At 63.5% G+C, this 10,343-nt stretch carries 14 protein-coding genes; 3 read left to right on the top strand and 11 right to left on the bottom strand.

Annotation, left to right across the window (positions count from 1 at the left end; genetic code table 11):
• Positions 1-259: 259 nt before the first annotated feature.
• The 9 genes from AX672_RS14065 to AX672_RS14020 all read right to left on the bottom strand — a co-directional run bounded on the left by AX672_RS14065 (position 260) and on the right by AX672_RS14020 (position 7,415).
• A complete protein-coding gene (locus AX672_RS14065) occupies positions 260-883 on the bottom strand; it encodes a recombinase family protein (RefSeq protein WP_170172280.1) in 624 nt (207 codons plus the stop codon).
• A 254-nt stretch (positions 884-1,137) separates the two neighbouring features.
• Positions 1,138-2,010 carry a plasmid partitioning protein RepB C-terminal domain-containing protein gene (locus AX672_RS14060; protein ID WP_231731362.1) on the bottom strand — a complete coding sequence of 291 codons (873 nt, stop codon included), beginning with the start codon at positions 2,008-2,010 and terminating at the stop codon, positions 1,138-1,140.
• Between the two features lie 17 nt (positions 2,011-2,027).
• Positions 2,028-2,927 carry a plasmid partitioning protein RepB C-terminal domain-containing protein gene (locus AX672_RS14055; RefSeq protein WP_066652250.1) on the bottom strand — a complete coding sequence of 300 codons (900 nt, stop codon included), beginning with the start codon at positions 2,925-2,927 and terminating at the stop codon, positions 2,028-2,030.
• Positions 2,924-4,495: a recombinase family protein gene (locus AX672_RS14050; RefSeq protein WP_066652248.1), complete on the bottom strand. Its 1,572-nt coding sequence runs from the start codon at positions 4,493-4,495 to the stop codon at positions 2,924-2,926. The genes AX672_RS14055 and AX672_RS14050 overlap by 4 nt, the downstream gene beginning before the upstream one ends.
• A gap of 477 nt (positions 4,496-4,972) precedes the next feature.
• The gene (locus AX672_RS14040; protein WP_066652244.1) at positions 4,973-5,245 is read right to left on the bottom strand and encodes a RyR domain-containing protein; all 273 of its coding nucleotides are present in this window, start codon (positions 5,243-5,245) and stop codon (positions 4,973-4,975) included.
• 5 nt (positions 5,246-5,250) lie between these two features.
• Entirely contained in the window at positions 5,251-6,240 is a 990-nt protein-coding gene (locus AX672_RS14035) for a caspase family protein (RefSeq protein ID WP_066652242.1), read from the bottom strand.
• An 8-nt stretch (positions 6,241-6,248) separates the two neighbouring features.
• Positions 6,249-6,614: a TIR domain-containing protein gene (locus AX672_RS14030; RefSeq protein WP_066652240.1), complete on the bottom strand. Its 366-nt coding sequence runs from the start codon at positions 6,612-6,614 to the stop codon at positions 6,249-6,251.
• Between the two features lie 22 nt (positions 6,615-6,636).
• Positions 6,637-7,116, bottom strand: a complete 480-nt coding sequence (locus AX672_RS14025; protein ID WP_066652238.1) for a toll/interleukin-1 receptor domain-containing protein — start codon at positions 7,114-7,116, stop codon at positions 6,637-6,639.
• Between the two features lie 74 nt (positions 7,117-7,190).
• On the bottom strand, positions 7,191-7,415 hold the full coding sequence (locus AX672_RS14020) for a DUF2188 domain-containing protein (protein ID WP_066652237.1): 225 nt from the start codon (positions 7,413-7,415) through the stop codon (positions 7,191-7,193).
• Positions 7,416-7,604: 189 nt separating this feature from the next.
• Here AX672_RS14020 and AX672_RS14015 point away from each other — a divergent pair, with 189 nt between their 5' ends.
• The 3 genes from AX672_RS14015 to AX672_RS14005 are packed head-to-tail and all read left to right on the top strand — an operon-like array spanning position 7,605 to position 9,351.
• Positions 7,605-8,165, top strand: coding sequence for a hypothetical protein (locus tag AX672_RS14015; RefSeq protein WP_168727486.1), 561 nt, complete (start codon positions 7,605-7,607; stop codon positions 8,163-8,165).
• Positions 8,162-8,593 carry a hypothetical protein gene (locus AX672_RS14010; protein ID WP_202189340.1) on the top strand — a complete coding sequence of 144 codons (432 nt, stop codon included), beginning with the start codon at positions 8,162-8,164 and terminating at the stop codon, positions 8,591-8,593. The genes AX672_RS14015 and AX672_RS14010 overlap by 4 nt, the downstream gene beginning before the upstream one ends.
• Positions 8,590-9,351 (top strand): ImmA/IrrE family metallo-endopeptidase, encoded by a 762-nt coding sequence (locus AX672_RS14005; RefSeq protein WP_010409164.1) that lies wholly within the window; start codon positions 8,590-8,592, stop codon positions 9,349-9,351. The genes AX672_RS14010 and AX672_RS14005 overlap by 4 nt, the downstream gene beginning before the upstream one ends.
• 55 nt (positions 9,352-9,406) lie before the next feature.
• On the opposite strand, the gene AX672_RS14000 is transcribed toward AX672_RS14005, so the two are convergent.
• On the bottom strand, positions 9,407-9,961 hold the full coding sequence (locus AX672_RS14000; RefSeq protein WP_010409162.1) for a GNAT family N-acetyltransferase: 555 nt from the start codon (positions 9,959-9,961) through the stop codon (positions 9,407-9,409).
• Positions 9,958-10,266, bottom strand: a complete 309-nt coding sequence (locus tag AX672_RS13995; RefSeq protein ID WP_066652233.1) for a type II toxin-antitoxin system TacA family antitoxin — start codon at positions 10,264-10,266, stop codon at positions 9,958-9,960. Before AX672_RS13995 ends, AX672_RS14000 begins: the two co-directional genes overlap by 4 nt.
• Between the last annotated feature and the right edge of the window lie 77 nt (positions 10,267-10,343).

Genomic DNA, 10,343 nt, shown 5'->3' with positions numbered 1-10,343 from the left:
GGCGTCACCAGCCATCCGCCACGCCGATTTCGCGCAAGCCTTTTTCAACGGTCTCGTCCGGTTGTGACACCTGCGTAGCACCCCAGCTTTTCCGCGGGTCTACAGGTGTCGGAACCCCGTGTCAGAATGGCAGGTTGGAAGCGACTATGCGCGATTATCCTGCGGTGATACCCAGGATGCCGCTCTGCTGCTCCACGCGGAGACCAATCCGCGGTGGGGTTCGGTCTGCCACGACCCGCAGGTAAAACATGTACGGTACTCAACTAGTCTTCTGCGGCTGAGCGGCCCTTGAGCGGTGGAGCGCGGTCACGCGCTTGACGTGGGCGATGCTGCACCCGGCGAGCTCCGCGGTCTTCGCGATGCTCATGCCCGCCTCGCGCAGACCTACGATGCGCCGGTGGTGGGCGAGGTCCGGCTTGCGGCCGGTGTACCGCCCCGCCCGCTTGGCAATCTCGATGCCCTCGCGTTGCCGCTCGCGCCGGGTCTCGTAGTCATCCCGCGCCGTCTGCAGCGCGACCCGCAGCAGCATGTCCTGCACCGCCTCCAGCACGATGCGCGCCACGCCTGCGCTATCAGCTACCAAGTCCGACAGGTCCACAATGCCCGGCACCGCCAGCCGAGCCCCCCTGCCCCGGATAGCATCCACCAGCAGTTCCGCTTCCTGCAGAGGCAGGCGGCTGATGCGGTCGATCTTCTCGGCCACCACCACCTCGCCCGGCTGCAGGTCCGCCACCATGCGCAGCAGCTCCGGCCGGTCCGGTCGCGCGCCCGACGCCTTCTCCCGGTATACGGCCGCGACATAAAAGCCGGCCGCCCGCGCACCAGCCACAATGCTCTCCTGCCGCGTCAGGTCCTGCTCGTCCGTGCTTACCCGCAAATACACCCGCGCCGCCCTAACCTCGCTGCCTGCCACCTGCTCATCACTCCTACTTGGCGTTGTTGGGTATACCCTTGTGAGCCAGCCCTTCAACGAGTGGCTCAAAGAGACATAGGCCGATGCTGTTGCGCTAAGCTAACCGTAAAGACCCGAAGTAGCCAACTGCGAACAATTGTCCCATTCAGCTGGTCCGATTTCGGTTTCTCACTGCGCCCAGACCAGAGCACCAGAAGCGAGGGCATTGCGGTTGTCACGGCACGTCAAGCTGCCTTTTGGAGGTCGCTCAGCTTCTGGAACTCGGCCAGAATGTCGGCATGGTGTTGGGCAAGGTAGCGGACCACGCGGGCATTGCCGAGCAAGCGGTTCACGTATCCGGCGGCCAGCATGAGATCGAGCTGGTCGGCGCTGTAGCTCTGCTCGACAGCACGCAGCTGCCGATCCACATTCTCGCTCTCCCGCTGCATGGTCGCGACCTGGTCTTCGGTCAGGCCCGGCACCCGGCGCGGCTTGCCGGCGACGAGCTGATCGTCGGGCGTGGAAGCCACCAGCGATCGCGCATAGCTGACCGTGAACCGGTTCATCGTGATCATTGCCATGGCCGCCTCGACCTGACGGACGGGCTTCATGAAACGAAGCTCGGTGAACACGTGGATGGGTATGTGCCGGTCCTTCAGCAGGTCGGCCGCTTCCGGGCAGATGCCGACCAGCAGATTCCGCTTCTTCCGGATGCTCGCGATGTCGACGTTGAGGGCGCGGGCGAGCCGTTCCTCGGAGACGCCCTTTTTGACCGCGTTGAGGATCATCCGGTGTTCCTGGATGGTCGCGATCCGGCTGACCCGCTTGTTGTAGGTGAAGGCCTCGTCGTCGGTCGCGACCAGGCACACGATCTCGGTTTCGCCCCGCTCCCGCACGATCTCGACGCGCAGGTGTCCGTCGAGCAGATGATAGCGGCCGTGATCGGTCGCGTCCCGCGCGACGACAGGCGGTTCGATGATCCCGACCTCGGCGATCGAGGCTGCGATCTGGCCGTATTTCACCGACTTCTTCACGGCCGCGGAGACGGCCCGCAGCGGCATGATGCTGTCGATCGGGATGCGCAGGCTGGCTTCCTCGAAGGCCAGTTTGACGGCCATGCTTTGCGGCCCCGGGCTCATGAGACCGCGCCCATCCGGTCGAGGCGGACCGCCAGGTTTTCAGGCAGGGTAGCGAGGTCCTCGTCCTCCACCAGGGCCGCGAACTGCTCGTTCGAGCGCAGTCGCCGAAGAGCTTCGATGATGAGGAGGAGCCGATCGCGCGCTGTGTCCGCACGGCGGATCAGGGCGCGCTTGCGATCGACGTCGTCCTGATAGGCACGGACGAGCGCGGCGGGCGAGAGCTTCTGTCCATGAGAGGGCTTGCCGGTATGCTGTTTGAGATGCTTGCCGCGCCGGCGCCGATCCTCGACGATGCGCTTCGCGGCAAGCAGCTTGCGACCGCGCAACGTGCCTTTCTCATAGGCGAGCTGCAGGGCGCGCTGGACATCATGGTCCTCCGCGTCGGCGATCTCCACAGCGACACTGAGCGGGATCGCGCGCGCCTCTACCGACCGCAGCAGCCGCTGCTCGCCCTGCTCGAGGAGGCGGGCGACGCCACTGACATATTCGAGCGTCAGGCCTGTCTTGCGGGCGATCTGGGGGAGGCTGTGGCCCCGCTCCCGCATGCCGCCGATATCCTGCAGCAGGTCGATCGCGCTGTGCTGGCGCCGGGCGCAATTCTCGACCAGGCTGGCGATCAGACAGTCTTCCGCATCGGCCGAGACGACGAGCGCCGGAACCTCGCCCTGACCGAGCGCCCGGTACGCCTCGAGGCGTCCCTGACCGCAGACCAGGTCGTAGAAGGGACCATCCGCCTCCATGCGACGCGTGACCGTGATCGGGCGCTTGAGGCCGACCTGGGCGATGTTGTCGACGATCTCCTTGAACACGCGCTTGTTGCGGGTGCGCGGGTTGACGATGGTGATGCGATCGAGCGGGATCCACTCCACGCGCTGGGCAGGTCTGGCGGTGCTCATGCGGCCATTCTCCAGGATCGCCGTGCCGCCATGCGATGGAAGGCGGACAGGTCATCGAAGCGGTAGGCGTCGAGCGAGAGGCCGTTATGCTCGCACAGGCGCAGCACGGCATCGCCCATGTCGAGGCGGGGAAGGAGGTAATAGTCGCGGGGCAGTTCGTTGCCTGGCGCCATCCGCACCGCGACCGTCAGGTCGGGCCTGAGCGCCGTATCGAGCCGGAGCTTCCAGCGCAGCGAACCGGCCGCGGTCTGAACGCATCGCACCACCACCAGCGAAGCCGTGAACTCGCCGTTGACGGTGAGCAGGTCGGTCGCGGTGTCGCGGACGACCGTGCCGCCGGCCTGTTCCAGCGCCGCGATCGTGTCATCGACGATCCTGGGGTGCAGCTCTCGCAGCTTCCGGTTGATCTCCAGGTAGCGATAATCGCGATCAGGAGCGAAACCGACCAGCTCGTAGGCGCGCAGCAGGCTGCCGAACCGGCTGCGATATGCGCTGCTCGACGGCGCATCCTCGGCTTCATCGATGATCAGGCCCGTCAGCATGCCCTTGCTGGCGAAGATCGAGGCCAGCAGCTCGAGCATCGCCTGATCGCTGAGCCGCTCGGAGCGCGCGTCGATGATGGCGCGTGCCCGGACGAACATCGCCCGATCGACAATGGCCGCGAATGCGCCTTCGGCCCTGATCCACTCGTCCTCGGCGTTCTGGACGTGCTGGCGCTTCAGCTTGAAGGAGGTCCGCGCCCAGACATTGTCGCCCACGTACTTCTCGTTGATGAGCAGCTGATGGACCGTGCCCCGGGACCAGGGGCGACCGAGATCGGTGACGAGACCGCGCGCATTGAGCAGGTCGGCAATCTCGCGCTCGGGCTTTCCGGCCTCGGTGAACAGCCGGTAGACCTCCTGGACCACCGCCACCTCCTCCGCGGGGCCGGGCACCAGGATCACGCGGTCGGTGGCGATGCTCTTGTGCTCGCCGCGGCCGAGCTCGCCCTTGGGATCGCCGTTCACGTCGACGAGGAGGCGGCGCAGGCCGTAGCCCGCAGCCCCGCCTTGACGGTAGCCGCGCCGGATGAGGTTTGCCTGCCCCGCGAACACCTTGACGGACAGCTCGCGGCTGTACTCGGCCGCCATGGTGCGTTTGACGGTCTTGATGATCGACGAGCTGATCGACCCGTCATTGCGGAACTGCTCGGCGCAATACTCGACCTGGATGCCGGCGGCACGGATGCGAAGCTCGTGCGTGGCGGCCTCGTCCGGATCCTGAAAGCGACCTAGCCGGCTCACATCGTAGACGAGCAGCGCCTGAAAGTCGGTGCGACCCGCCTCGATGTCGGCGAGCAGGAGCTTCAGACCCGAGCGGCCCGACAGGTTGAGGCCGCTTTTGCCGTCATCCTTGTAGGTGTGGACGATCTCATAGCCGTGGGTGTCGGCATAACGCCGGATCGCGGCGGCCTGATTGTCGGTAGAGTATTGCTGGTGCTCGGTCGACATGCGGACATACTCGGCCGCTCGCACCCGCGGCGGATCCGGTGGCTTGTCGTTCTCAGGCGTGTTCCAATTGATGACCATCGGCGGCCTCTGAACCAAGAGGCGCACGCGCCCACAGCCGCCACTATCCTGAAAGGGGCGGCAACATGTTTCCAAAGTCCGGCAGCCGATTTCCAAATGGGGGAGGGAGGCTGACCGAGGCCGACTATATCGTTGCAGTAAGCGAGGCTTTGCGGACCGAGCTCGGGACGGGCACCGGGGCTGCCAAGCAGATCCAGCGATGGACGGAAGCGTCCGACCGGACGGCGCGAAACTGGCTGAACGGGGTTGTGGGTCCTAGCGGGCACCATTTGGTGAGGCTGGCACGAGAGTCCGATGCCGTGCTCTCCGCGGTGCTCACCATGGCCGCGCGACCGGAACTGGCGCTTGCGACCGACCTGCATGCGGTTGAGGTCGCGCTCGCCAAAGCGAGCGGAGCATTCGAGGTCCTACGGCGACAGCGGACTGCAGGACGGTAGCAAGGGGCACAACCGCGCGGTTGTGACACTGCATCAGTCGCTAGCGCGCCAGCGCGGCCTTTAGCACGGGCAGGTAGCGACGCACCTGCTCCCGGTCGCTCTCCCGTTCAGCTTCCGTCAAATTTGCATACGGCGTAGCGATCTGCCGCTCCCACCGTGCGACCAGGTCCGGAGCAATCACCAGAGAGCCGTCTGATTGCCACTCGCCGACCGAATGGACATAGCGTTGCCAATGCGCCCAGCGCTCGTGTTCCAGGGCCGCGAGCTTCTCAACGGCGGCCTCCAGGCGACTGCTGATCTCCTCCGTGTCCATACCGCTCAAATGAGGTTCTGCTCGACGAGGTTCCGATAGTGCTGACCAAGCACCGTCAGCTCGCAACCCTTCGACTGCATCGCTGCGTGCCACATGTGTGGTGCACCGACCGGCCGGACTAGGTTCACTTTCACGTAGTTCTGCAGCACCGAGAATACGGCGTTGTTGAGTGGGTCGGGCACCGGGATCGATGCATCGGCCCGCTGCTCCGCGCTGCGCTCGGGCTCAAAGGATGGGTCAAGTTGGAACACGAAGTCGGCTGTAGGGAAGTGGGTCGCCAGCGCCTGCAGGTGGGCGAGCTCGATTGGCGGCTGCGCCTTGCGCAGCGAGACGAAGCTCTTCACGTTCGTCTTGAACACTGGGCGCTGCGACCACGGTCCGAGTGATTGGTCGACGTGCGCGTAAACGCCGCCGGGCGTCACGTCGCCCACGAGGTTAGCGGCCGCGCCGTTTAGCGCGTCGACGAACAGGCTGGTAAACACGCCGGCGCCGCCGCCTGTCACCTCCATCGCATACTGCTCAGCCGTGGACGCTGTCATGATGGTCATGCCCTCCGCGACCTCGGCGAGCGCGGGCGTGTCCGTGCGGCTGCCCGCGACGCCGGAGTGGCAGCTGTCGAGGATCACGATCTTGTTCTTCGCTGGCGATTTACGTGCGAAGGTCATCACCTCGGCGAGCGACAGGCCGTCGTCGCCTGATTTGCAGTCACTGCCGCAGAGAAATCCGCCTGTGTCCTCGATAAAACCGTGACCAGCGAAGTAGAACAACGCGATCTCGGCATTATCGGCGAATAGCTCGCGCACAGCCTCCTTTAGCGCGGCACGGCCGACATCATCCGTCCCGGTACCGGTTAGCAGGAGAGGCGTGGCAAAATTGACGGTGCCGTCGGCGTGACGCTCCAGCACCTGTCGCACAGCGTGCGCGTCGTTCACGCAGCCACTTAGGCCGCCAATGTGGTCGTAGTGGTCGATGCCGACGATGAGGGCCTTGCGCATGTCTGGCCTTAGAGCGAGTCGATGAAGCCGGAAATGTTCGCGTCGCTCCAGGCGAGCGTCTTGATTGACGGCAGCACCGTACGATCATTCGAAAAGGCCCAGATACCGCGGACGGGCTTACCTTCCTCGATTGCGCAGGCAATCTCCCACTTCTGGCCTGTGGAGGTGAGAGAGTTCGCGCTGACCAGCGCGATCACACCGTCCGAGCGACGAATGCGCGTCCGGACCCTTTCCTTCCACTGCGTATCGTACGGCTGCTTCACCGACATGTCGATGAACTCATAGGGCTGACGCGGACTGAGCGACTGGCCCTTGAGAAAGTCGCGCTGGCGCTCGTCCTCGATGGCGAACGCGACGAACACGGTCTTGGTCATGGCATGCTCCTTATGGTGCGCATCACTGGCCAAGGCCGGCACGCAGGGTGGCGTAGAAGTCGCGGGTCGAGGACGCGCGCGCAGTGCTCTCGTTCAGCGTCGTGCGCTTGTTGATCAGCACGCGGCGCGCCGTCTTGGAAGCGATGGCATACTGGTCGAGATCAGCGTCCGACCGTAGGTAAGGCCACTTGCGCAGGAACTCGGGCGGCGTCGCCCAAGCGGCAGCGTAGGTGGCGAGTGGAAAGTCCTTTTCCGTCGCCACGCCAATCTCCCACGGCACCCACTGCGACGCCTTGGTCGCATCCGAAACGACTGCGAGGAGCTGGGTGCACTTGCCCATCTCGCTGCGGATGTGGGCTGCAAGATCCTCCCCGGGTCGACCTATGTAAGGGTCGATTACATCAAGGTAGGAGTCGATGTCGTGCTGCTGTTTCAGCCTGCGTGCGACGCCAGCAGCTGTGACGGCGTCGGTCGACTGGTGGGAGAGGAAGACCTTGATCATCGTTGCGTTCCGATGGTGGTAGGGCGGAGGTACTGATTGGCTAACGGGGCGTGCCTTCCGGCACGCCCATCAGGTCAGCCGCGCGGCGGGAACGGGTCCCCGCCGTAGCTGTCGCGGTCCCTGATCTGACCGTTGCGGCCGTGGATCAGAAGTTCGCTGCGCTGGTTCTGCGCGATGCCTCGTGCAGCATCGATCGCGTCACGCTGAGTGTCATGGATCGATGTCGCACGACCGTTGCCGGCGCCGCGAACAGCCCAACACCCCGCGTGCGGGACGACATGCTGGTTCTTTCCGGACATAATTCTACCTCCTTCCTCGCGCTGTAAGGGTAAGACGGCTTGCGACGCCGCTCCCGATCGTCTTCATTGACTATCAAAGGGGGTAGGCTGAAACGGCGGGTGCTCTCGGACATCCTGACACGATTTTTTCGTGTTGTGTCTGAGCCGCGCTGAAAATCAGCCTACTCCGTCAGGAAGCGGCGGAGTTGAGTGAGCGAACCGACCCTTGATCTTGCGGAAGCGCGGCAGGCGATCGAACGCCTGACCTCGGTCGACCTTCTCAGACTGAGGAAGGCGGGACGACAATATGCGTTTGCCGCAGGGTGTGAAGCCGACGACCTGCTCAACGAAGCTGTATGTCAGACGATCGAGGGTGTTCGGAATTGCCCGCGCAGGATGGGAATGGTGGCATTCCTGATTGGCGTCATGCGCAGCCGCGCGTCCGCTAGGCAACAGAAGGTCGAACCCGAACTGGTATCGGCTGATGCCACTGATGCCGAAGGCCGGTTACTGCATGAGCCGGTAGAAACGAAACCCGATGTCGAGGAACTGGCGCTTTCACGGGAAGATGCGTCGGCTCGGCGAAATGCGCTGGAAACCTTGTTTGCCGATGATGAGGAAGCAACCCTGTTCCTGTGGGCGTATCTGGACGACCTTCCGAAGGAGGAGATCATGACCATGATCGGTGTCGATATGACGGCGTATGCCACTATCCGACGCCGTGTCCGCCGCAAGATAGATGCGGCTTTTCCCAATGGATGGTCATCGTGAGCGGCGCGGGGCGCCCTACCCCTCCGATCGATCGGCTGGCGGATGAACTGGTCGCAGACATCATGGCTATGTCGGACGCGGAATTACTGGCGGAGGTCGAGGCCGAAGGACTGAATGTCGAGGATGAAGCCGACCGTATCCGCGCGATAATCTCGACCGCAACCGCCCGATCTGGAAAGTCGCGCCTTCAGGCTGCGCGAGCAGAGATCGATCGCGCAGCCGGAACGGGCCGAGGGCAAGTCCATCAGCTTCCTCTCAGGGATCGAGCGGCCGTCCTTGCCTGGTTCGCCAACGATGACAGCAAGCTGAAAAGCCGGCTGACGATGGCCGCACGCAACGGCGAAGGCATTACCGAGAAAGAGATGGATGATATACTCGCCGATTTGCGAGAGCTTGGTGCCATCGACGAAGACGGCAATCCGATTTGAAGGGGCTTGGTCAAGCCGAAAAGCTTTTGCAGTCCCTCGGCGTCACCAGTCCGGATGAGATCGATATCGAGGCGATCGCTTGGACGATGGGTGCCAAGGTGCGCAACGGCATTCTGGAGAGCTGTGAAGCCAGGATCATCGGCTTTCGCAATCAGGCGATCATCACTGTGAAAGGCGATGGCGATCCGCGTCGCCGTCGCTTCTCGATCGCGCACGAGTTGGGCCACTGGCAGCATCATCGCGGCCGGTCGTCGGTCTGCAGGGCGAGTGAGATCGGAAGTGTCAGCCAGGGCGGTGCCGGCATTGAGCGGCAAGCTGATAATTATGCCGCCGACCTGTTGATGCCGGCCTATCTGTTTCGACCGCTTGCTGCCGCTCACCGGCGGCCGTCATTCGAAGCAATCGACGCTCTGGCGGCTGCCTTTTCCACCAGCCGGTTGGCGACGGCGCAAAGGTTTATCGACCATAGTCCTTGGCCCTGTATGATCGTTTGCCACGGTCAGAACGGACGCCGATGGTTTCGACGCAATGGCGGCATTCCGGATCACTGGTTTCCCCGTGATGATCTCGATCCTGAGTCAGACGCGATGGACGTGCTGTATGGAAAGATTGATCGGTCGCGGCCGACGATCATCGGGGCGGACGCATGGTTCGATCGCCGGGGCGCCGATAGGTTTGAGCTGACCGAGGAGTGCGTCAAAGGCTTTGGGAATGATGTGCTCGCCCTTCTGACGCTGAAAGATCAAATGCTTGATTAGGACCGCGCAGCATGGGGCTTTGAACTGGGCAAGTTACGCGTCAGCAATTCTCAGCCTACGCATCCGCTTGCGTAAGAGTCCGAACCGTCGCGATCGGCAGGAACAACCGCAAGCCGTTGGAGGGCAGCGGCTCAAAGCCATAGCCGGTATAGAGCGCGATGCGTTTCGCCACCTTCTCGGCATCGCCGCAGTCGAACACGTCCAGCATGACGACGGCGATCCCCAACGCTTCGGCCGCCAAGGCCAGGCGCTTGAGACAATCGACCAACAGATCGCCGCCATAGCCTTGCCCTTGAAAGCGGCTGTCGACGCCGATCATCGAAATGTAGGCGGCCGGGATACTGCCATGCGCAGGGCGGTTGCGGGCGAACCGATCGGGTAACTCGGTATAGTCGATCGCATGGGCGTTGGTGGCATAGAAGCCGATCAGCTCGCCCTCGGCACCGACCATCACGAAGGTGCGGACGTTATCCGCCTTGGCGAGCTTGTTCGCGGTCCGGCGGAAGAAGTTGTCGACCTGCGTGATGCCACAGGAAAAGGCCGCTCGATCGTGCTTGGCAGGATCGAGCGGTTCGATGGTGAAGAGCTTTGCGTCCTCTGTCGCCGTCACCTGCTGACGATCGTCTCACGATGCCGCGCGAATGCTGCCCGAAGTCGCTCGGTGGGTGCCGGCGGCGTGTCGAGCGCCGCAAAGAAGCGCGCATGATCGACCGGCTGCAGGGTGGTGCGTTCGTGCGCCGCGATCGTCTCCATCGCAGAGCGATAGGCCGCGTTCATCGTGAAGACGGAATCGTCCACACCGGAAAGAGCGGCAGCCTGCTGAATCGCCTGCTTGATGCGCGGCTTGGTACGGAAGTTCATCCGCTCGCTGCTGCGCTCCTCAACGGCGCCGACCTGATCCTGAAAGCCAAGCATGGCACACCTCATCCAACCTTCACGCACATGTACGTCTTTGCGGCGTACATTTCAACAAAAGATTGAGAGTCGCTTAA

The sequence above is a fragment of the Sphingomonas sp. CCH10-B3 genome (assembly GCF_001556185.1).
GTDB classification, from domain to species: domain Bacteria; phylum Pseudomonadota; class Alphaproteobacteria; order Sphingomonadales; family Sphingomonadaceae; genus Sphingomonas; species Sphingomonas aquatica.
Note: the sequence above shows the minus strand (reverse complement) of the source record. Positions and strands in the feature narration are given on the sequence as shown.

Bases quoted from the DNA above. Each gene is read 5' to 3' on its own strand.
- AX672_RS14020 (WP_066652237.1), bottom strand. From the start codon at position 7,415: ATGTCCGGAAAGAACCAGCATGTCGTCCCGCACGCGGGGTGTTGGGCT.
- AX672_RS14025 (WP_066652238.1), bottom strand. From the start codon at position 7,116: ATGATCAAGGTCTTCCTCTCCCACCAGTCGACCGACGCCGTCACAGCT.
- AX672_RS14040 (WP_066652244.1), bottom strand. From the start codon at position 5,245: ATGGACACGGAGGAGATCAGCAGTCGCCTGGAGGCCGCCGTTGAGAAG.
- AX672_RS13995 (WP_066652233.1), bottom strand. From the start codon at position 10,266: ATGCTTGGCTTTCAGGATCAGGTCGGCGCCGTTGAGGAGCGCAGCAGC.
- AX672_RS14050 (WP_066652248.1), bottom strand. From the start codon at position 4,495: ATGGTCATCAATTGGAACACGCCTGAGAACGACAAGCCACCGGATCCG.
- AX672_RS14035 (WP_066652242.1), bottom strand. From the start codon at position 6,240: ATGCGCAAGGCCCTCATCGTCGGCATCGACCACTACGACCACATTGGC.
- AX672_RS14030 (WP_066652240.1), bottom strand. From the start codon at position 6,614: ATGACCAAGACCGTGTTCGTCGCGTTCGCCATCGAGGACGAGCGCCAG.
- AX672_RS14060 (WP_231731362.1), bottom strand. From the start codon at position 2,010: ATGGCCGTCAAACTGGCCTTCGAGGAAGCCAGCCTGCGCATCCCGATC.
- AX672_RS14055 (WP_066652250.1), bottom strand. From the start codon at position 2,927: ATGAGCACCGCCAGACCTGCCCAGCGCGTGGAGTGGATCCCGCTCGAT.